We start from the raw sequence: 20,458 nt of genomic DNA on the forward strand, positions 1-20,458 counted from the left end.
TCGGTCCGAGACGGACACATGTGACACACCGACCCGATGGCAACCCGATGACCTGCGACGATGCAGCGGCTGAGCTGATGGCCAGCGGCCTTCGCAGCCTAGGCCCAGGGGGTTCCCATTGTCGAGTTAAAACGGCGTGAATGTTACTCCGACGGAGACGGGACGCCACTTGTGAGACTTATTCAAAGAATTCACTGATTCGGACACCGGACGTGAAGCAATCGCACCCGACGCGCTGCGTCGTGGGTACGACAGTTTCACTCAGGGGGATGAAGTGTGATTGCCCGGTTCGAGTGGCGGCGCACTGACCGCGCAGTGGTGGGCGCACTGCGGGGACGGGACCTTCTCCCGGCCGTCGGGCGGCGTCAGCGTGTGCGGCACGGTGAACCACGCGATCACCGCTCCCAGCGCCATCAGCCCCGCGCAGATCAGCACCGCCTTGCCGAACGCCGTGTCCACCGCGTCCGCCGAGCGGTATTCGTCGGTGGACAGGCCGATCGCCAGCGGCAGCGCGGCCACGGCGACGAGCTGCGCGACGCGCGCGGCGGCGTTGTTGACACCGCTGGCCACACCCGCCCGCCGGGTCTCCAGGGAGGCCAGCACGGTCGCGGTGAGCGGCGCCACGAACAGGCTTATCCCCAGTCCCTGCACGACGACGGCCGGGAAGACGTCCGTCCAGTAGGACCCGCCGGGGTGGACCCGGCGCAGCAGCAGCAGACCGGCGGCGGCCACCAGCGGACCCAGCGTCAGCGGCACCCGCGGACCGATGCGCTGGGCCAGCTCGCCGGCCGGCCCGGACAGCACGATCAGCAGCACCGTCACGGGCATCGTGGCGACGCCGGCGGTGAGCGCGTTGTAACCCAGGCCGTTCTGGAGCTGGGTCGGCAGCAGGAAGAACACGCCGCCGATCGCCGCGTACAGGCAGAGCGTCACCAGATTGGCCGCGGTGAACAGCCGGGAGCGGAAGACCCCGAGCGGCAGTATCGGCCGCGGTGTGCGGCGTTCCCGCCACACGAACAGCGCGCCCAGCGCCGCGCCGCCGGCCAGCGCCCACAGCGCCGGGGCGTTGATCAGCGCGTAGGTGATCCCGCCCAGCGACAGCGCGGCCAGCGCCGCGCCCGGGATGTCGAACCGGCCGGTCGCCTCCCAGTCGCGGCTCTCCGGCACCTCGCGGGCCAGCACCAGGATCGCCACGGCGAAGGGCACGTTGAGGTAGAAGATCCAGCGCCAGCCGGGACCGTCCACCAGCCAGCCGCCGAGGAACGGCCCCAGCGCCGTCGCCACCCCGCCGAGCCCGGACCACAGGCCGACCGCCTTGGCCCGTTCCTCCGGCCGGAACGAGGACTGGATCAGCGCCAGCGAGCCCGGCGTCAGCAGCGCGCCGCCCACACCCTGGAGCGCGCGGGCGGCGATCAGGACCGGGGAGGTGGGGGCCAGCCCGCACAGCAGCGAGGCGACGGTGAACCAGGCGACACCCCAGACGAAGACGCGCCGCCGCCCGAAGCGGTCCCCCAGGCCGCCGCCGAGCAGGATCAGCCCGGCGAGGGTCAGCAGGTAGGCGTTGAGGGTCCACTGCAGGTCGGAGAGCGGAACGTCGAGGTCGGCGCCGATGCGCGGGAGCGCGACGGTGACGATGGTGCCGTCCAGCATGGCCATGCCGGAGCCGAGGATCGCGCAGGCCAGGACGCGGCGCCCGCCCGGGGACCGGGTGGTCAGCCGCCCGGCGTCGTCGGGGGCGTCGGCCGGGTCGGCCGGGTCGGGGCGGTCGGCCGGGTCGGGGCGCGGGGTGTCGTGAGGGGACATGCGGGCTCCTATGGGGGTCCTGGCGGCGGGTCCCGGCGGGGCGGAGCTGATCGTCGTTCCCGGCCATGATCGCGCGCCCGGCCCCGGAGCCGGGGAGACTCGGAACCGGGCGCGTCCGGTGGGTGCGGGAGGTCAGTCGACGCCGAGCAGGTCCTCCAGCGGGACGATCGCGAAGTACGCCAGGAAGAGGGCGGCGACGATCCACAGGAGCGGGTGGATCTGCCGCGCGCGACCCTGGCACACCTTGATCACCACGTAGCTGACGAGGCCCGCGCCGATGCCGTTGGTCACGGAGTACGTGAACGGCATGACGACCATGGTCAGGAACGCCGGGATCGCGACCCCGTAGTCCTCGAAGTCGATGGTCCTGATCTGGGTGAGCATCAGGAACCCGACGACGACGAGCGCGGCACCGGCCGCCTCGGACGGTACCACCGACACCAGCGGGGTGAACAGCGTGGCCAGCAGGAAGAGCACGCCGGTGACGACGCTGGCCAGGCCGGTGCGCGCGCCCTCCCCGACGCCCGCCGCCGACTCGATGTAGGTGGTGTTGGAGGAGGTGGAGGCGGCGCCGCCCGCGACGGCGGCCAGCGAGTCCACGAACAGCACGGGCCCGATGCCGGGCAGCCGGCCGTCCTTGTCCAGCAGCTCCGCCTCGGCGCCGACGCCCACGACGGTGCCCATGGTGTCGAAGAAGTCGGCGAGGAGGAGCGTGAAGACGAAGAGGAGCGCGGCCACCGCGCCGACCCGTTCGAACGAGCCGAGCAGGCTGAACTCGCCGAGCAGCCCGAAGTCCGGGGTGTCGACCACCTTGTCGGGCATCTCCGGCACGATCAGGCTCCAGCCGCCGGGGTTCACCGATCCGTCCGCGCCGAACACCGGGCCCGGCCCGGCGACGGCCTCGACCACGATGGCCAGCGCCGTCGTCGCCACGATGCCGATCAGGATCGCGCCCGGCACTCTGCGCACGACGAGGACGGCCAGCAGCAGCACGCCCGCGGCGAAGACGAGGACGGGCCAGCTGTGGAGGGTGCCCCCGGAGCCCAGCTGAACGGGCACCGGGGTGCCGGCCGCGTCCGGGACGCGGCGGACGAACCCCGCGTCGACCAGGCCGATGAGCGCGATGAACAGCCCGATGCCGACGCCGATCGCGGTCTTGAGCTGGGTGGGGATGGCGTGGAAGACGGCGGTGCGGAAGCCGGTCACCACCAGGACGGTGATGATCAGGCCCTCCAGCACCACCAGGCCCATCGCGTCGGCCCAGGTCATCTCGGAGGCCAGGCTCGTGGCGACGAACGCGTTGAGGCCGAGCCCGGTGGCGATGGCGAACGGATAGCGCCCGATCACGCCCATCGCGATCGTCATCACCCCGGCGACGAGGGCGGTCACGGCGGCCACGGCCGGGATGCCGAGGACCGCGCCGGTCGCGTCGGGGGCGGTGCCGACGATCAGCGGGTTGAGCACCACGATGTAGGCCATGGTGAAGAACGTGGCGACACCGCCCCGGACTTCACGGGACCAGGTGGACCCGCGCTCGGTCAGCTTGAACCAGCGGTCGATCGCGTTCGTCATGGCGTCGTCTCCAGCAGGTGGTCGACCACAACGGAGCCGACGAGGTAGGCGTTCTCCAGGGACGGCCGGAACGCGCCGGAGTCGGACGCGAGATGCTCCGAGACAGTCTGGCCGGGGTAGGGCTGGTCGAAGTTGCTGGCGGTGCGGAGATTGAGGTAGCGGTCGAGGTAGCCGCGGCGTTCGAGGGTGGTGGCGGTGGCGTTGTCCTCCATCTGCGTGGTGCAGTAGTCGCCCTGGTCGTCGGTGCGCAGCGCGGTGATGTAGTCCGCGCGGGCCGACTGCCCGGCTCCGGACCAGTAGTTGTCGCCGGTGAGCGTGTCGCAGACGGCGACGTAGGGTTCGACGCCCTCCTGGCCCGGGTAGTGGCTCCTGACCTCCTGGGAGACGGCGCTGTCGGTGAGTTCGAGGTCCTGGGTGAGGTCGTAGGCCATGTCGACCAGGTCGTCGTTCAGCCGGAAGACGGTGGTCTCGCCGCCGAACTCCTGGTAGGCGTGCGGGATGTCGGGGGCCTCCTCGGGCAGCAGGTGGTGGCCGAGGTCGTAGTCCACGACCCAGCGGGCCCAGGCGGCGAAGCCGAGGGTGCCGTTGTCCGGCGGGGTGCCCGCTATGCCGGCGGAGAGGAAGTACGCGTCGTCGAAGTCGAACCGGGGGCTGTCGAGGACGGCGCTCATGGTGGCGGCGGCGTTGGACTTGCCCATGCCGGTGGTCAGGACGCACAGGCCCTGGCTGTCGCAGCGGACCGGGCTGTAGGCGCCGGGCACGTCGACGGTGAGGGGCAGGCTCTCCTCGCGCAGCCAGGGCGCGGTCTCAGGCTCGAACATGGTGATGACGAGCACCTCGACGTCCACCTTGCGGTGGCTGTCGGACCGGTCGGGGGTGGCGGCGGTGGACGACGGGGCGACGCCGGCCAGGGCGATGACGGTGGCGAGGGAGGCGGCGGAGGCGGCGGCGCCCAGGGACAGCCGCCGGCGGCGGGTAGTGGTGGTGCGCGACATGGTGAAGGCTCCGGGGCAGTGGCTTGCGGTGGGTTGGCGCTGCGTTGCGGTCGGTTGGCGTTGCGCTGCGTTGCGTTGCGGTGGGGAGCGGGGGAACGTTCGCCCTTCTCCGCCGCGCCGACGGGAGGTAACGTCACACGGCGGAACCGTCGGTCCGCGGGATCGGCCGCAGGAGTTCAACGTTTTGTTGAAGCCTTGGGGAGGCCGATAACATCCACGTTTCCGCTACGTGAAATTCACCTTCCGCCCCTGTCGTGCTCCCCTCCTCTTCCCCCGCCGGTCGGCCGCGGGACGCCGGGACGTCGCCCGGCGCGGGCATCCTGGCGCCATGCGATGGCTGCCGCTGCGCCAGGCCCTCTGCCTGCTTCCCCTCATCGCCGTGGCCATCTGGGCCGGTCTGCACCACGAGGTGCTGACCTCCGGCGCCCACGAAGTCCTCGCCGCCGACGGATCCTGGCTGCTCGCGGCCATCGGGACGACCCTGCTGGGCTGGGTCGCCGTGTCCTTCGCGCGGCAGGGCACGGTCCACGAACGGCTCCCCGCCGGACGCCTGTTCGCCACCCAGTTCGCCGCCGGCGCCGCCAACCACCTGCTGCCGTCCGGGATCGGCGCCAGCGCGGTCAACATCCGTTTCATGAACCGCTGCGGCATCCCGCCCGCCCGCTACTCCGCCGCGCTCGCCCTGTACTTCCTCGCCGAGGGGGTCTCGCGCGTGGCGCTGCTCGGCGCGCTGCTCCTCGCGTTCCCCGAGGCGCTGCGTCTCCAGGCCCTGCTGCCGGAGCGGATCGGCCTCGGGCTCCTCGCGACGGTCGGCGTGGCCGCCGCCCTCGCCGCGGTGCTGACCGTCTGCGCGATCCGCCCGCTGCGCCGCACCGTCGGCGGCTTCCTGCGCACCGCGCTCACCGACATCCGCTCCCTGCACACCCGGCCGCGCCGGGTGCTGGCCCTGTGGGGCGGCTCCTTCGCCTTCCCGGTGCTCCAGGCCGCCGGGCTGGTCGCGGTCGCGCTCTCCCTCGACCTGCCCGTCCCGGTGGCGCACATCGTGCTCGCCTACATGGCCGCCTCTGTGATCGCCGCCATGGTGCCCAGCCCCGGCGGCATCGGCTCGGTGGACGCCGCGCTGGTCCTCGCGCTGGTCGCCACCGGTGCCCCGGCCACGACGGCGACCTCCACCGTCCTCGCCTACCGCGTGATCACCGTGTGGCTGCCGCTGCTGCCGGGCGCGCTGGTGCTGGGCGCCCTGGTCAAGCGCCGGGTGGTGTGACCGAGCGCAGCAGCCCGGCCATCGTCGCGGCGGCGGAAACGGCCGCGTCGCCGCAGCAGTTGTTGAACAGGACGTGCACCTCCTTGGCGCCCGCGGCCAGCTGCCGCACGCGCGGGATCCAGGCGGCCAGCTCGCCGGGCGCGTAACGGTGGCGGAACCGTTCCTCCTTGCTCCCCGATCCCCACGCCGGACTGCGCCCGTGGAACCGCGCCACCGCCACCTCCGGGCAGGTGACCTCCGCGACCGGCGGCATCGACGCGGGCAGCCCGCTCGCGGTGTCCACGGCGACCAGCGCCAGCCCCCGGCTCCGCAGGAACTCCAGCGTGGCGGCCCGGTGTCCCGGCGCGAGCCAGCCCGGATGCCGGAACTCGACGGCCAGCCGCACGTCGTCCGGCACCCGCCGGCGGCAGTCCGCCAGCCGCACCCGCTCCCGCTCGCCCGGCCCGAACCACGGCGGGAACTGGAGCAGGACGCTGCCCAGTCGGCCCGCTTCGCGCAGCGGCGCGATGCCGTCCAGGAAAGCCCGCCACACCTCCTCCAGCACGGCGCCCGGCAGTTGGGCCGCGCGCAGCGAGCGCTCCGGCGGTCCCTCCGGTCTCAGTCCGGGCGGCAGCGCGCCGGCCCGTGTGGGATGGCCGGTGAGCAGCGAGAACGCCTTGATGTCGAACACGAAGCCGTCCGGGGTGCGTTCGGTCCACAGGCGGCTGTTGCGCGCGGTGGGCAGGGAGTAGTACGTGGCGTCGACCTCGACGACGGGGAAACGCGAGGCGTAGTACCGCAGCCGCGCCTCCGCGCTGCGCGCCCCCGGCGGGTACCAGCCGCTGGCCAGCAGCGCGCGGTCCGTCCACGAACACGTGCCGATCAGGATGCCGCCCATGCCCGCCCGAGTGCCCCGCACCGGCCGCGCCGAACGGCCCGCTCGGCACACGTTCGGGCTAATCCCGGCGCTCATGGGCGAGTTGCGCCGGGCCCTGGGGTATTGCGGCTATGACGTCAGGTGCCGTGGGTGGGGAGGTGCGCGATGGCCGGTCGGCCGTCCGTTCGGTGGCTGCGGGCCCATCTCGGGCGGCGCGGGGGGTTCCTGTTCATCGTCGGCGCGGGCGAGCTGCTGTGGGGGCTCCAGTTCATGCTGGACCCCGCGCCCAACGCCCGGGGGCTGGCGCTGCTGACCGACGCGGCGCCGCTGCACGCCTGGTCCTGGCTGTGGGTCGCCGCCGGCGCCGCGGCGGTCCTCTCCTCGCTCGTCAAGGCCGGCCGCGACTGGGCCGGTTTCGCCGCGGCCCTGGCACCGCCCATCGTGTGGCTGGGCGCCTATCTGACCGCCGCCGTCTCCGGGGACTACTCCCGGGGCCTGTGGGTCGCCGGGTACTACGCGACGATCCACGTCGGCGTGCTGCTCTGGGCCAGCGCCACACCCGAGTTCCCGGTTCCGCAGCACAAAGGCGGGGAGAGATGAGCGAGTTCTGGACAACGGTGGCCGCGGTCGGCGGCCCGGTCGGCGCGATCGCCGGCGGCTGGTACGCCGCCCGCGCTACGCGCATGGCGGCGACCATCACGGCCGAGGCCCAGCGCAGGGCGGCGGAGGCGGCCGCGGCCCCCGAGGAACGCCGGGCCGACCTCGCGGTCATCCAGGCCAGCGTGGACAGACTCGACGCGGAGAACGCCCAGTTGAGACAGCGCCTGTTCGGCATGGAAACCCTGATCCGCGCCTTCGCCCGCTATGTCACCCACCTCACCACCCAGATGCGCGCCCACGGCCTCGACCCGGCCGAACCACCGCCCCGCGTCGAGGAGTACAACCGCACCGGGGTGTGAGCCGGGGGCGGCGGCGCGCGCCGCCGCCCCCGGCCGGGTCGCCCCCCGTCAGAGGGCCATGGGCTCACCGCCGTCCACGCGGAGTCCCGATCCGTCCGGCGCCCAGGACACCGGCAGCGGATCGGTGATCTCCCCGACGAACCCGCCGTCCGGGCCGGTGTGGCGGAAGGCCAGCAGCACCCAGCGCCCCGACCGGTCCCGCACCAGCCGCCCGCTGTAGAGCGATTCGTCGGTCAGCCGCGTCGCGCGGGCCGTGTCGTACGGGCCGAGGAGGTCGTCGGCCGGGACGCACCACACGCCGCCCCGCGCCCCGCGCTCCCGCCGCCCGGCCGAGAGTTCAGGGGCCATGCACGAGAACAGCAGCACGTGCCGGCCGTCGACGGTCTCGATCTGCGGGACCTCCAGGTGGCCGAAGCCCGCGCCCGGCCGGCTGAGCGGCGGCCCGGCCTCCCACCGCAGCAGGTCGGCCGAGCGGGCGTGTCCGATCACCCCGCGCTGGTCGGCGGGGCCTGCGGCGGCGCGAGCGGTGATCAGCATGTGCCAGCCGTCCCCGGCGGGGTCGCGGAAGACCCAGGGATCGCGCCACGCCTCGTCCGGCCACTGGGCGTCCGGCAGCCTCTCGTACCAGCGCGGGTCGCTCTCCAGCACCGGCCCGTCGCGCTTGTGCCACGTGTACAGGTCGGTCGACGTGGCCACGCCGACGCGCTGTTTGAGGCCGCCGTCGGCCGCGCTCGCGCCCGTGTAGAACATGCGCCAGGTGCCGTCGTCGGCGCGCACCACCGACCCGGTCCAGGTGGTCTTGTCGTCGAACGCCCCCGGCGGGCCCGGGGCCAGCGCGTCCGCGACCTCCTCCCAGGTGACCAGATCCTCCGAAACGGCGTGCCCCACCGTCACGTTCCAGTGCCGGCGGTCGGGATCGCCGAGCGCGCGGGATGCCTTGAGGTAGTACAGGTGGTGGCGGGCGCCGTCGTCGGCGAGCCAGAAGTCCCAGACCCAGACGTCCGGAAGCCTCAGCACGGCCGGCCCTCCCCGGTGGTGGGGCCGGTCACTCGTCCCACAGCCCGTGCTCGGGCCAGCGGCGCGGCAGGCGGGTCTCGACCGGCGGCAACTCGGGCTGCGGCGCGTGCGGTTCGAGCTGGTACCAGTACGCGACACTCGAATAGTCGTTGCCCTGCCCGTTGGCGTGGCCGTGCTCGATGGTGACCTTGATGGACTTGCTGAAGCGGACCGGGTCCTCGAAGTGGAAGCGGTACATGCTCCACAGCCCGAAGTGCTCCTGCACGCTGCTGCCGAGCGTGATGCCGTGGTACGGGCCCGCGTAGGGGCCGCTGGGGAAGCCCCAGGCGGCGTTGAAGTAGTCCTCCGTCCCGGTGCCGTGCAGCGACGGCGGCCAAGCCTCGCCGTCGATGAAGATCATGTCGTCGCCCTCGCCGGGCCAGGTGTACTCCTGGTTGCCCACGTCGAAGTTGTCGATGCTCAGCACGCATCCCACGTAGTGGCCGGTGCCGACGGCGTCCAGCAGCACGTAGTTGTCCTCGCCCGTCAGGTTCTTGCCGGGCAGGTCCCAGGGCTTGGGGTCCTTGATGTCCGAGGCGTGCACGAGCTTCTTGGTGGGCATCTCCTGCCGGTAGCAGGCGTGGAAGCGGCCCAGGTCGTCCGGCGGCTCCTCGTCGGTCAGTTCGTAGTCGACGTAGAAGAAGAGGTTCTCGACGGGCTCATCGCTCTCGTTGCGGAGCTGGATGCGGGCGCCGCTGGCGAAGGGCATCGGGAAGTACGAGTTCATCGCCGCGGCGAACGGACCCTTGGGGCCGCGCCGCGGGCCGAAGACCATGCTCAGCGGCAGTGACACGTAGTGCGTGCAGGTGGCGTGGCCGACGCCGAAAAAGTCGCCCAGCGGCGTGCGGACGCTGGGGTTCTCCTCGCCGTCCCAGTACATCTCCAGGACCAGCTTGCGCAGGTACTGCGGCGAGTAGCAGCGGGTTGTCATCCAGATGTGCTCGATGACGCCGGTGCCCTCGATCTCGGCCATGACGTAGGTCTCGCCGGGGAGGACCCTGGCGAAGTCACGGTTGCCACCGGTGCGGTCCCAGCTCGAAAACCTTTTGGACCGGCCCTGCTTGATATACGGCAGGCCGCTGAGCGGGCTGTTGGGCTGCCAGAAACGCATGGTGCGGATACCTCTCCGTGATGGTGCTGGTGGTGCTCGGTACGTGATGCGGTCGTGCCCGGTGTGGTGCGGCGGCGCGGTCAGCCCTTGACCGCGCCGAGGGTCAGCCCGGCGACGATGCGGCGTTGCAGGGCGAGGGTGAGGAGGACGACGGGGATCGAGTAGAGGGTCGCGAGGGCCGTCATCGGGCCCCACTGCAGGCCGTACTGGGTCTGGAAGTTCGCGATGACGATGGGCGTCGTCTGCGCGTTGACGGCGGTCAGCAGCAGGGAGAACAGGTATTCGTTCCAGGAGGCCAGGAACGCGAAGATGGCGGTGACCGCCATCCCGCCGGAGACGACGGGCAGCACGACGCGGATCAGCGCGCCGACCCGGCCGCAGCCGTCCACGAGAGCGGCTTCCTCCAACTCCCGCGGCACGGCCTCGAAGAAGCTCACCATCAGCCAGATGGAGAGCGGGAGGGAGATGGTGGTGTGTGCGAGCGCCAGCCCGGTCGGCGTGTCAGTCAGGGCCAGGTCGCCCATCATGTCGACCAGCGGGACGCCCAGCGCGACGGGCGGCACCATCCTGGTCACCAGCGCCGCCATGACGAACACCCGTCCGCTGACGGTGCCGAACCGAGTGACGCCGTAGGCGGCGGGCACCGCGAGGAGCAGCGAGAGCCCCGTGCTCAGCACGGCGGCACTGACGCTGTTCAGGAACGCGGGCCGCACGCCCCGGGTGTTCAGGGCCTGCTCGTAGTTCTCGACGCTCCACGTGCCGGGCAGGATCGACGGCGGCACGGCGATCGCCTCGCCCGGCGTCTTGAACGACGTGAGCACCAAGTAGCCGAAGGGGAACGCGTACAGCACGATGACCGAGATCAACAGCGCCCACAGCAGGCCGCGTCGGGTGCGCCGGGCGCGGTCGGTCGGCATCGCGGTCATGCCGGCTCCTTCCCCGGGCGCCAGATCGTGGCGACCGCGACGAAGGCGACGGCAAGCATCGCCAGCAGGTAGAGCGTGGCCATGGCGGAAGCGAGCCCCGGCTCGCCGGAGCGCACCATGGTGCGGTAGATGAGCAGGCTCAAAGTCTCGGACGCCCGCTGCGGGCCGCCGTTGGTCTGGATCGCGATGATGTCGAAGGCCCGCACGGCGTCGATGCCCCGGACGATCAGCGCCACGGCGATCACCGGCCGCAGCAGCGGCAGGATGATGCGCGTCAACTGCTGCCGGAACGTGGCGCCGTCGAGCCGTGCCGCCTCCAGGACGTCGGCCGGCACGTTCTGCAGTCCGGCGAAGATCACCAGCGTCATGAACGAGGTGGTCAGCCAGATGTCCGGCAGCGCCACCGAGAACAGCACGATGTCCGGGTCCGACAGCCAGCCGATGTCGGCCGGGTCGTCGATGATCCTGGCCCGGGTGAGCAGTTCGTTGACGATCCCGAAGTTGTCGATCAGCAGGAACCGCCAGAGCAGACCGGCCACCACGGGCGCGATCATCAAGGGGTAGAGGAACAGCGTGCGCAGCCACCGGGAGCGCTGCCCGAGGGAGTTGAACAGCAGGGCCGTCGCCAGCCCCAGCAGGAACTCCATGGAGACGACGATCACGGTGTACAGGGCCGTGCGCCAGGCCGCGTCGCCGAACTCCGGACTCCCCAGCGCGTCCGCGTAGTTGCCGAGCCCGACGAACTCCCGGGTGCCGGCCAGCGGCGCGATCTCGTAGAAGCTGTCGGCCACCAGCCTGACCAGCGGCCAGGCCACGAAGACACCGAGGAACAGCGCGGCGGGCAGCATCAGCAGCAGCGCGAACCGCCCCTCCGGCATCGGCCGGCGGCGCCCGCCGGCGGAACCGGAGTGGCCGCCGGGGCGGACAGGGCCGGCACGGCCGACAAGGCTGACACGACTACTGGACAAGGCGCTCCACGTCCTCCCGGGCGGTGGCTAGCAGAGCCGCGTAGTCGGCTCCCGAGGCGAGGGACTGCTGAAGCGTCGGGATCAGGACGTCGTCCACGATCTGCTGCCACTTGGGGCTGGCGGGCCGCGGCCGGGTCGCCCGCGCGTCGAGCGTGGGCAGCAGGGCGGCGAAGTGCTCGTAGCCGGGCCGGGCGGCGAAGTCGGAGACGACGGACTTGCGGGCGGCGAGGCCGAGGTCGGAGTCGACGGCCAGCTCGTTGTGCTCGTAGGCGAACCGGATGAAGTCGGCGGCGACGTCGCCGTTTCCCCCGGCCTCGGGTATCGACAGGTACCAGGGGCCGGGGATCGCGCCGATGCCCGCCTCGCCGCCGATCATCGGCGCCACGCCCACCTTGCCGTGCACCGGGGAGTCCTCGGGCACCATCGGGTAGGCGTGCGCCCAGAACCGCATCATCGCGGTCTTGCCCTGGTGGAAGAGGTTCTGCGCGCCGCCCCAGTCGAGTTGGGCCGCGCCCGGCGGGCTGACCCGCAGCCTGTTGTTGAGGTCGCTGGAGAAGCGGAGGGCGGCCAGGTGCTCGTCGTTGTCGATGATGACGCCGTTGTCCGCGTCGAGCACGACGCCGGGCGAGCCGGCCTGGAGCACGTGGGCCAGCCACTCGGTCTCCACCGCACCCTTGACGTCGGTGCCGTACAGGTCGGTGCCCCGGGTGAAGAACTCGGCCGTGTCCTGGAATTGCTCCCAGGTGGTGGGCGGAGCGAGTGGGTAGCCGAACCGGTCCTCGAATTCCCGCTGTTCGCGCGCGTCCTCGAAGAGGTCGGTGCGGTAGAAGAGAATCTCCGCGTTGGTCCACGCGGGCATCCCGACGAAGGAGCCACCGACCTGGGCCTCGGCGACCAGCGCGGGAAACAGGTCGTCCTGGACCGCCTGAGTGAACAGTTCGTCCAGTGGGCGCAGCACCTCGGCGAACGTCGGCAGCCAGATCGCGTCGAGGGCGGCGATGTCGAACGAGAGGCTGTCGGCGGGGAGTTCGCTGCTGAGCCGGTTGAACAAGCCGTCGTAGGGCAGCTCGATGAAGGTGACCTTGGTGCCGGTCTCCTCGGTGAAGAGCTGGGCGATCCTGGTCAGTTCCGCTTTGCCGCCCGCCTCGCAGAGGAGCCTGAGCGTGTCGGACCCGCCGCCGCCCGACCCGCCCGCGCCGCACGCGGAGGAGAGGGCCGCCGCCGCGCCGGCGGCGCCGGTGGCCTGGAGGAATCCGCGCCGGGAGAGCCGGGGGAACTGTCTGTGAATGCCTTCCATTTTCTTACTCCTTGCTCAGGGAGACGCGCCCGCCCGGGGAAGGGGGAACATGCGCCGGCTTCCTGGAATTCGCCGGTCCCCGTGAATCGCCGGGGACGGATTCCCCCGTCTTCAGGGGGTGGCGCGGAACGTGTGGTCCGCGGTCTAGTTCAGAAATTGCGCCGAGGTGGCGCTGTCGAGCACCCGGGGCGCGTGCGTGGCGGCGTCGAGGACCACGTGCATGGCGGCGACGTTGCTGACGGCGTGGTTGTTGGTGATCTGATGGCCGGTACCGGAGGCGACGAGAATGATCGTCGGGGTCGCGCCGGACGGCGTGATGTCGGCGATGATGTCGTTGATCAGCGCGCCGATGTCCGTGGAGCGGGTGAGGGCGGGGTTGGTCGAATGGGTCCACGTCGTGACGTCGTACACGGTCGGCGGCCGCGGGTCCGCGCTCGCCGGCGTGGCGTTCAGCGTGGAGAGCGCGACCGCTCCGACCGTCGCGGTCGCTCCCATGGCGGACGCCCTCAGCAGGGCTCTTCGTCCGGTGACGTTTCCTGACTCGTTCTCGCGCACGCGATGCCTCCTTGCATCCTCGCGTCGGTGGTCGTGGAGGGAGGGGTGGGGATCAGCCGGGGTCAGCGGGGATCGCCGGCGGGGCGACGGACTGGCGGCGGACGAGCGGGCACGGCATCCGCCGCTGCCTCGGCCCGTCCGGCTCCTCGCCCGAGAGCAGGGACAGGACCTGCCGGGCGGCCCACACGCCCATGTCGTAGTGGAGCAGGGCGACCGTGGTCAGACCGGGCGCCAGTCCGTCGGCGACGTGCTCCTGGTCGTCGAAGCCCACGATCGAGATGTCGTCGGGAATGCGCAGGCCCAGCTCTCGCGCGGCCCGGTACGCACCCATCGCCATACGGTCGTTGAAGCAGAAGATGGCGGTCGGCGGTTCGGGCAGGGCCAGCAACCGGGCCGCGCCCTCCCGCCCGTCGGCCGCGTTGCTGTCGGGCATCCGCGCGATGTACCGCGGATCGACGGGAACGCCGGCGGCGGCCATGGTGTCCTCGAAGCTCCGCATCCGCTCGTGCACGGCGGGCACGTCGACCGCGTCCGTGCAGTACGCGATCCGCCGGTGTCCGGCTTCCAGCAGCTCGGTGACGGCGGCCCTGACGCCGCCGGCCTCGTCGGGAACGACCCAGGCCACATCGGGCCGTTCCTCGTCCGCGGGCCGCGCGTCGAGCAGGACGAGCGGCAAGTCGTCGGGCACGGTGGGCAGTTCGACCACCCGGTGGTACATCGACGCGTAGATCAGCGCGTCCACGTTCCGCTGCACCAGCGTGCGGATCGCCGCCCGTTCGACGTCCGCGTCACCGCCCGAGTCGACCAGCAGCAGCAACCGCCCGCTCTCCCAGGCCGTGTCGTGCGCCCCGGCGAGCATGCGCCCGGCGAACGGCGTGCTGGCGACGCGGTCGGAGATGAGACCGATGGTGTGCGTCTGGTTGGTCCGCAGACCGCGGGCGACGAGGTTGGGCGCGTACTCCAGCTCCTCGGCCGCCCGGCGCACCCGCTTGCTGATCGCGGGCTTCACCCGGCCGCCGTCGCGGCCGTTGAGGACGAGCGACACGGTGGACACGGAAACCCGCGCCCGAGCTGCGACATCGCGCATCGTCACCCTGCCCACAAGGACCTCCACCGGTCACGTCAATCGTTTGCCGTGTCAATCGATTGACGGAAACGTAGACCCGTTCCCCCCCACCGTCCAGAGGGGGCGCGCGCGTTATCTTTTCGTTACCCGGGCCCGGCGCGCGAAGAGGGCGGGCCGCACCCCGTCACCAGGTGCGACCCGCCCGTTCCGGCAGGGTCAGTGACGCCCGCGCGCGGTGTCCGACGCCCCACCGAAGAGCCGGGCGACGGCACGGAAGGGCAACGAGACGACCGTGGCGAGCGCGCCACCGATCGCCCGGAGGACGTCTGCGACAGCTTTGAGCATGGCTGGACCTCCCTTGTCCGTTCGCACCGCCACGAGTTCCGCGCCCGCCGTCGGCCAAACCCGCTACGACCCCGGTCCCCCGCCACAGCCCCCGCGCCACGGACGGCGTGGATGGTCACCAGCGCCAGGAAAGGGCTCCGGCTCATCTCGGCCGACGGGGTCGACCACCGATGGTCCGTCCGCCGCAAGCCCACGTACAGCCAAGGGATTTGCCAGACACCGCTGAATATCGCGGTGCCCCTCGCCGAGGGAGCGGGCCCCGGGGGTCAGCCGTGGAAGCTCACGTAGCCGTTGCCGTCGGGGTCGGATCCGCTCTTGGTGTAGGAGTGGGAATCCGCCGCGCTGCCCGAGGACTTGTAGAGATAGATCGTGTCGCGGTCGTTGTTCCACATGAAGTTGCAGTTGTCGCGGTAGACCACGTTGTACTTGTCGGAGTCCGTGCCGTTGCCGCCGCGCAGCCGCACGTAGTCGCCGGGCTGAAGGTAGTGGTCGGCGGAGAACACGAAGCGGTTGCCGGCGGCGTCCCTGACGACGTAGTTCCTGAGGTTGACGGTCACCGAGGACGAGTAGTTCTTGATCGTCACGTACTCTTCGTCGGTGTTGCCGGAGGAGCAACTGTTGGAGTCCCGGCCGGGCGCGTCGTACTGGACCCCCCGGAGTTTCAGCGCCGAGCTGTACTCGGCGGCCTCGGACTGGGCCGGTATCAGCACGACGGCACACGCCGCGGCGACAGCCGCGACGGCGGCACGGACAGGCTTCCTCAACGAAATCTCCCCACATGTAACGAGACCGCGCACCATCCGTGTGCGGCGGAGGCAAAGGCTACCGGGGGAGTGACCACACCCCTACGGTGGGTTGCCAATCCGTTATCGAGGCTGGTCTCACGCGTCCCTGAGCGTGCGGGACCACGGCGCCGGTGGCGGCGAAGCCGGTCGCGCGGTGGTGGGGTTGACGCCTGACTGGGACAACGCGGCGCAGACGCCCCGGTCGATGCGGGCCGGGTCGGCGGGCGTCCCGTCGCCGGAACCAGTTCCCCGCGAAGTCGTCGCGCGGGGATGGTGAGGACGCACACGCGACGCCCCGGACCTCGTGCGGTCCGGGGCATTCGGGGAGTGCCCCAGGGCAGATTCGAACTGCCGACACCCGCTTTAGGAGAGCGGTGCTCTATCCCCTGAGCTACTGAGGCGGGGCATGTCTGGCTCAGTGTAGCGGGTGGTCTCCGACCGTTGCCGTCGCCGGTGGGGGGTCAGGCAGGGGTGGCGAGGAGGATCGCGAAGCGGGATTGGGGGTCCGGCCACCAGTGGGTGAGGGTGAAGCCGGAGGCCGTCAGTTCTTCCATCATCCGCTCGTGGCGGAACTTGACGGAGATCTCCGTGCACAGGTCCTCGCCGCGGGTGAAGTCGACCGTCAGGTCCAGGGGCGGAATCTTGGCCGTGTGGGTGACGCGGGCGCGCAGGCGCATCTCCATCTGTTCGGCTTCCGCGTTCCACACCGCTCGGTGGTCGAAGGCGCCGGCGTCGAAGTCGGCGTCGAGTTCGCGGTTCAGCACGCGCAGCAGGTTCTTGTTGAACGCCGCCGTCACGCCCTGGTCGTCGTCGTAGGCGCGGATCAGGGTCTTGGGGTCCTTGACCAGGTCGACGCCGAGCAGCAGCGCGTCGTCCTCCCGGGTCAGGGTGGCGCGCGTCCTGTTGAGGAACGCGGCGCGCTGGTCCGTGTCGAAGTTGCCGATGGTGGAGCCGAGGAAGGCCACCAGGCGGGGACCTGAGTCGGGGAGTTGGAGGTCCGTCTCGAAGTCGGCGACCGTCGCCGCGACGCGCAGGTCGGGGTAGTCGCGGCACAGTGACTCGGCGGCGTTCTCCAGGGCCGACGCGCTGACGTCCAGGGGCGCGTAGAGCTTCAGTGTGCCGCCGGCGGTCAGGGCGTCGATCAGCAAGCGAGTCTTCTCGGAGGAGCCCGAGCCGAGTTCGATCAAGGTGCGGGCGCCGGTGAGCTGGGCGATCTCGTCGGCGCGGGCGCGCAGGACCATCCGTTCGGCGCGGGTGGGGTAGTACTCGGGCAGGCGCGTGATGCGGTCGAACAGGACGCTGCCGTGGGCATCGTAGAACCACTTCGGTGGCAGCTTCTTGGGCTGCGCGGTCAGTCCCTCGGCCACGTCGGCGCGCAGGGTGCGGGCGAAGTGGTCGGCGGGCAGGCGGTTTTCGACCGAGATGCGATTCGGCATGAGGTCTCTCCTTCAGAGGGGTTCGATTTCGGTCGTGCGCTCGGTGGCCAACAGCAGGGAGTGGTCGGGGACTTCCCGCCAGCCGTCGTCGTCCGAGGTGGGGGCGGTGGCGACGGTCAACTCGCCGGGGGCCGGGTGGTACCAGAGCGGGCCGCCGTGGCGGGTGGCGGCGATGGTATGCCCGTCGGTGAGGAGGAAGTTGAGGCGGGCGCCGGGCCGGGCGCCGGCCGTCTGGCGGACCACGTCGGCCAGGGCGTCGCCCGGCGACGTGCCGTCGGCCAGGCGTCTGATCGTCATGATCCACAGCAGAGCGGCGTCGCAACGGGCCTCCGCGTCGAGGAGTTCGGCGGAGGACAGCGGCTCGCCCGCGTCCTCGGGCAGCAACTCCCAGTCGTCGACCCGGCCGTGGTGGCTGAACAGCCAGTGGCCCAGGGCGTAGGGCGCGACGGCGGACTCCTCGTAGCTGTTGCCCGGCGTGGCGGAACGGACCGCCGCCAGGACGGCGCCGCTGCTGATGGCGGCGGCCAGGCCGGGCAGGTTGGCATCGGCCCAGATCGGCACGGCACGGCGGTAACGCACCGGCCCAGCACCATCGTTCACCGGATACCAGCCGACGCCGAAGCCATCCGCGTTGACCGTCGGGGTGTAGGACTGTTCGTAGAGGCTGTGCGGCGCGCCGCTGATCAGCTCCGCGAGCGGGCGCGGCGGCCCGATGTACGCGAGGTGGCGGCACATCAGCGCGCCTCCTCCGCCGTGCGGCAGGTGCGGAAGCCGCAGAAGATCTGGCGGCGGATGGGGCGGTCCCAGTTGCGGAACGTCCCCCGGCAGGCGACCGGGTCGGTGCCGAACGAGCCGCCGCGCAGCACCTTGTGGGAGGAGCCGAAGAACACCTCGCTGTACTCGCGATACGGGTGCGCCGCGAATCCCGGGTACGGCTGGAAGTCGCTGGCGGTCCACTCCCATACGTCGCCCAGGAGTTGGCGCGCGCCGCAGGGCGCGGCGCCCTCGGGGTAGGAGCCGGCGGGGGCGGGCTGGAGGTGGTGCTGGCCGAGGTTGGCGTGCTCGGGGCCGGGTGGGGTGTCGCCCCAGGGGTGGCGCCTGGACTCACCGGTGGCGGGGTCGTGGCGGGCGGCCTTCTCCCACTCGGCCTCGGTCGGCAGCCGCCGGCCGGCCCATCGGGCGTAGGCGTCCGCCTCGTACCAGCACACATGCAGCACCGGCTCGTCCGCCGGCACCTCCTCCACCTGCCCGAACCGCCGCCGCAACCACGCCGGTCCACCGTCACGGAACCAGAACCCCGGCGCGGCCAGCTCCGCCGACCGCCGGTGCTCCCAGCCCCCGGGTGTCCACCAGCGCGGGTCGTCGTAGCCGCCGTCCGCGATGAACTCCTCGTACGCGGCGTTGGTCACCGGCACGGTGTCCAGCCAGAACGCCGGAACGTCCACCGCGTGCGCGGGCCGCTCGTTGTCCAGCGCCCACGGATCCGTCGAGGTGCCCATCGTGAACGGGCCGCCGGGCACAAGGACTTCGCGCGGCAGCCGCTCGGCGGCGGACGCCCGAGGCGGCGCCGGCGCACTCAGCACCGGGCACCCGGCGCGCAGTTGGTGCGTGGCGAGCATCGTCTCGTCGTGCTGCTGCTCATGCTGCGCGACCATGCCGAAGACGAAGCCGTCGCCCGGCGGGAGCGCCGCCAGCACGTCGAGCGCCTGGTCGCGGGTGACGGCGAGGTAGCGACGGGCGCGCACCGGGTCGAGGAGCGGCAACGCCGGGCGGTCGGCGCGGGGATGGCGGAAGGCGTCGTACAGGTCGTCGAGATCGGGCCGCACGGCCGGCCGGCTGCCCACGCGGCGGACCAGCCAGATGTCCTCCTGGTTGGCAATGTGGGCGAGGTCCCAGACCAGCGGTGACATCAACGAGGAGTGCTGGGCGATCAGTTCGGCGTCGCTCAGGCAGTCGGCGAGTGCCAGCGTGCGGCGGCGCGCGGTGGACAGGGCGATCCGGGCCCGTTCGCGGGGGCTGGGCGCGGCGGTCACTTCGGGGATGAGGGTGTCTTCGGTCATCGCCTCACTCCTTGGGGGAACCGGTCGAGCAGATCGTCGGCGGGACAACGGCCGCGCGCGGCGTACCGGTCGGCGAAGTCACCGACCGCGCGCCGAACTTCCGCGCAGGCCGGGTCACGGGCGAGGGCGGCCTCGGCGGCGGCGAGGCACGTGCGGACCGCCGGGCCCAGCGCGGGGTCGGCGGGACCGGCGCGGGCGGCACGCAGCCACAGGTCCGGGCGGGGGAACGGCCCGCCGCGCCCGGTCAACGGCTCGGTCGCGTCGAACGCGGCCCCGGCCGCCACCGGATCGTCCATCAGGGCGGCGGCGACGGCGAGCGGAACGATCCAGCCGTCGTCGCCCGGCTGGGCGTCGATCATCCTCAACTCCAGCCAGCCGCGCGGCCGTACGGGCGGGAAGAGGGTGCCGAGGTGGTAGTCGAGGTCGTCGGGCCCCGGCGGGCGTTCGCGGGGCGCGTCCCCGGCCGCGTCGCGCAGCCAGGACCGGAACGTCCAGCCGGCCGGCGCGGTCCAGGCGGCGGGAGCGGGGCGGCGCACGCACAGCAGCGGCGCGTCGAGAGCATAACGGGCCCAGGCGTCGCGCGGATCGTCCACCGGCTGGAGCGGGCCGTGCCCCTCGGGCGGCCGGGTGCGGCCGGGGTCGACACGCGCCCACAGGGCCTGCCGGGTGGAGACCCAGCCGGTGGGACGGCCGTGCCACAGCGGCGAGTTGGCGAAGGCCGCGATCAGCACCGGGCCGAGGCGGTGGGCCAGGAGCCAGCGGAAGCGGTAGCCGGCGGGACCGTCGGTGTCGTCGCCCGCGTCCAGGCAGACCTGGACGGAGGCGGTGGCGCACATCACGGCCCGTCCGCCCGGCGAGAAACGGTCGAAGTGCGCCGCCATCGCCCGGTAGCGCGGCTGGCCGGCCACCGGGGGCGGTGCGCGGTACGGGTCGAGGCCGTAGCCGGCGAGGACGAGGCCGACGGCGGCCAGGGCCGCCCGGATCGCGGCGAGGTCGGCGGTCGCGGCGGCGACGCACCGGGCCAGGGAGGGCGCGGGCAGGCTGCTCAGCTCGACCTGGCCGCCCGGCTCCCGGGTGAGGCGCCCGCCCCCCGGCAGCGGCCCGAGCGAGGCCAGCGCGGCGTCCACGCTCCCGGCCGGAACGGCCCGCCCGGGAGCAGAAGCGTCACGAGCATCGCGGGCGTCACGGCTGCCAGGGGCGTCACGGCCGTAGTGGCCGTCACGGGCCTCGCGGACCAGCCACTCCAGCTCCACTCCGGTGAGCGCGGGGGCCCCGAGGGCGAAGCCGGAGCGCGCGACGTGGGCTTCGGCCGCCCGCTCCCCCAGTGGTCCGGTGCGCGCGCCCGGGTCCTCCGGCTCCCCGGGCTCCTGGGCTATGACCGCCTTCACCGTCATCGTCGCCACC

At 72.2% G+C, this 20,458-nt stretch carries 20 protein-coding genes and 1 tRNA gene; 3 read left to right on the forward strand and 18 right to left on the reverse strand.

The features are described from left to right. Positions 1–261 precede the first annotated feature (261 nt). The 3 genes from OIE51_RS10810 to OIE51_RS10820 all read right to left on the reverse strand — a co-directional run bounded on the left by OIE51_RS10810 (position 262) and on the right by OIE51_RS10820 (position 4,370). Positions 262–1,803 carry an MFS transporter gene (locus tag OIE51_RS10810; protein WP_326597272.1) on the reverse strand — a complete coding sequence of 514 codons (1,542 nt, stop codon included), beginning with the start codon at positions 1,801–1,803 and terminating at the stop codon, positions 262–264. 132 nt (positions 1,804–1,935) lie between these two features. After that, positions 1,936–3,375, reverse strand: a complete 1,440-nt coding sequence (locus OIE51_RS10815; RefSeq protein ID WP_326597273.1) for an NCS2 family permease — start codon at positions 3,373–3,375, stop codon at positions 1,936–1,938. Continuing rightward, positions 3,372–4,370, reverse strand: coding sequence for a purine-nucleoside phosphorylase (locus OIE51_RS10820; RefSeq protein WP_326597275.1), 999 nt, complete (start codon positions 4,368–4,370; stop codon positions 3,372–3,374). The genes OIE51_RS10815 and OIE51_RS10820 overlap by 4 nt, the downstream gene beginning before the upstream one ends. Positions 4,371–4,698: 328 nt before the next feature. On the opposite strand from OIE51_RS10820, the gene OIE51_RS10825 reads away from it, so the two are divergent. After that, the gene (locus OIE51_RS10825; RefSeq protein WP_326597276.1) at positions 4,699–5,634 is read left to right on the forward strand and encodes a lysylphosphatidylglycerol synthase transmembrane domain-containing protein; all 936 of its coding nucleotides are present in this window, start codon (positions 4,699–4,701) and stop codon (positions 5,632–5,634) included. Here OIE51_RS10825 and OIE51_RS10830 read toward each other — a convergent pair. Further along, entirely contained in the window at positions 5,615–6,511 is an 897-nt protein-coding gene (locus OIE51_RS10830; protein ID WP_326597277.1) for a DUF72 domain-containing protein, read from the reverse strand. The two genes, OIE51_RS10825 and OIE51_RS10830, sit on opposite strands and share 20 nt — an antisense overlap. A gap of 144 nt (positions 6,512–6,655) precedes the next feature. On the opposite strand from OIE51_RS10830, the gene OIE51_RS10835 reads away from it, so the two are divergent. Both OIE51_RS10835 and OIE51_RS10840 read left to right on the forward strand, forming a co-directional pair. Further along, positions 6,656–7,090: a hypothetical protein gene (locus tag OIE51_RS10835; protein WP_326597278.1), complete on the forward strand. Its 435-nt coding sequence runs from the start codon at positions 6,656–6,658 to the stop codon at positions 7,088–7,090. Continuing rightward, positions 7,087–7,449, forward strand: coding sequence for a hypothetical protein (locus OIE51_RS10840; RefSeq protein ID WP_326597280.1), 363 nt, complete (start codon positions 7,087–7,089; stop codon positions 7,447–7,449). The genes OIE51_RS10835 and OIE51_RS10840 overlap by 4 nt, the downstream gene beginning before the upstream one ends. Before the next feature lie 48 nt (positions 7,450–7,497). On the opposite strand, the gene OIE51_RS10845 is transcribed toward OIE51_RS10840, so the two are convergent. From OIE51_RS10845 to egtA, 14 genes are all read right to left on the reverse strand, one after another. Further along, positions 7,498–8,466, reverse strand: a complete 969-nt coding sequence (locus OIE51_RS10845) for a glycosyl hydrolase family 32 (RefSeq protein ID WP_326597282.1) — start codon at positions 8,464–8,466, stop codon at positions 7,498–7,500. Between the two features lie 28 nt (positions 8,467–8,494). Further along, positions 8,495–9,616, reverse strand: a complete 1,122-nt coding sequence (locus OIE51_RS10850; RefSeq protein ID WP_326597284.1) for a glycoside hydrolase family 172 protein — start codon at positions 9,614–9,616, stop codon at positions 8,495–8,497. Between the two features lie 80 nt (positions 9,617–9,696). Next, the gene (locus tag OIE51_RS10855) at positions 9,697–10,542 is read right to left on the reverse strand and encodes a carbohydrate ABC transporter permease (RefSeq protein ID WP_326597285.1); all 846 of its coding nucleotides are present in this window, start codon (positions 10,540–10,542) and stop codon (positions 9,697–9,699) included. Continuing rightward, positions 10,539–11,420, reverse strand: coding sequence for a carbohydrate ABC transporter permease (locus OIE51_RS10860; protein ID WP_326597287.1), 882 nt, complete (start codon positions 11,418–11,420; stop codon positions 10,539–10,541). The genes OIE51_RS10855 and OIE51_RS10860 overlap by 4 nt, the downstream gene beginning before the upstream one ends. A 79-nt stretch (positions 11,421–11,499) precedes the next feature. After that, positions 11,500–12,807, reverse strand: coding sequence for an ABC transporter substrate-binding protein (locus OIE51_RS10865; RefSeq protein WP_326597288.1), 1,308 nt, complete (start codon positions 12,805–12,807; stop codon positions 11,500–11,502). A 144-nt stretch (positions 12,808–12,951) separates the two neighbouring features. Continuing rightward, entirely contained in the window at positions 12,952–13,362 is a 411-nt protein-coding gene (locus tag OIE51_RS10870) for a hypothetical protein (protein WP_326597289.1), read from the reverse strand. Positions 13,363–13,414: 52 nt separating this feature from the next. Then, entirely contained in the window at positions 13,415–14,449 is a 1,035-nt protein-coding gene (locus tag OIE51_RS10875) for a LacI family DNA-binding transcriptional regulator (RefSeq protein WP_326597291.1), read from the reverse strand. Between the two features lie 195 nt (positions 14,450–14,644). After that, positions 14,645–14,773 carry an LPFR motif small protein gene (locus tag OIE51_RS10880; RefSeq protein WP_326597292.1) on the reverse strand — a complete coding sequence of 43 codons (129 nt, stop codon included), beginning with the start codon at positions 14,771–14,773 and terminating at the stop codon, positions 14,645–14,647. 266 nt (positions 14,774–15,039) lie between these two features. Continuing rightward, positions 15,040–15,573 carry a lamin tail domain-containing protein gene (locus OIE51_RS10885; RefSeq protein WP_442811901.1) on the reverse strand — a complete coding sequence of 178 codons (534 nt, stop codon included), beginning with the start codon at positions 15,571–15,573 and terminating at the stop codon, positions 15,040–15,042. A gap of 313 nt (positions 15,574–15,886) precedes the next feature. Then, positions 15,887–15,959 (reverse strand) — tRNA-Arg (locus tag OIE51_RS10890). Between the two features lie 60 nt (positions 15,960–16,019). Continuing rightward, entirely contained in the window at positions 16,020–16,994 is a 975-nt protein-coding gene (gene egtD / locus OIE51_RS10895; protein WP_326597294.1) for an L-histidine N(alpha)-methyltransferase, read from the reverse strand. Between the two features lie 12 nt (positions 16,995–17,006). Next, a complete protein-coding gene (gene egtC, locus OIE51_RS10900) occupies positions 17,007–17,729 on the reverse strand; it encodes an ergothioneine biosynthesis protein EgtC (RefSeq protein WP_326597296.1) in 723 nt (240 codons plus the stop codon). Continuing rightward, positions 17,729–19,054 carry an ergothioneine biosynthesis protein EgtB gene (gene egtB / locus OIE51_RS10905; protein WP_326597297.1) on the reverse strand — a complete coding sequence of 442 codons (1,326 nt, stop codon included), beginning with the start codon at positions 19,052–19,054 and terminating at the stop codon, positions 17,729–17,731. The genes egtC and egtB overlap by 1 nt, the downstream gene beginning before the upstream one ends. Beyond that, on the reverse strand, positions 19,051–20,448 hold the full coding sequence (egtA, locus tag OIE51_RS10910; protein ID WP_326597299.1) for an ergothioneine biosynthesis glutamate--cysteine ligase EgtA: 1,398 nt from the start codon (positions 20,446–20,448) through the stop codon (positions 19,051–19,053). The genes egtB and egtA overlap by 4 nt, the downstream gene beginning before the upstream one ends. Between the last annotated feature and the right edge of the window lie 10 nt (positions 20,449–20,458).

This window comes from Streptomyces sp. NBC_01803 (assembly GCF_035917415.1).
In the GTDB taxonomy this organism is placed as follows: Bacteria; Actinomycetota; Actinomycetes; order Streptomycetales; family Streptomycetaceae; genus Streptomyces.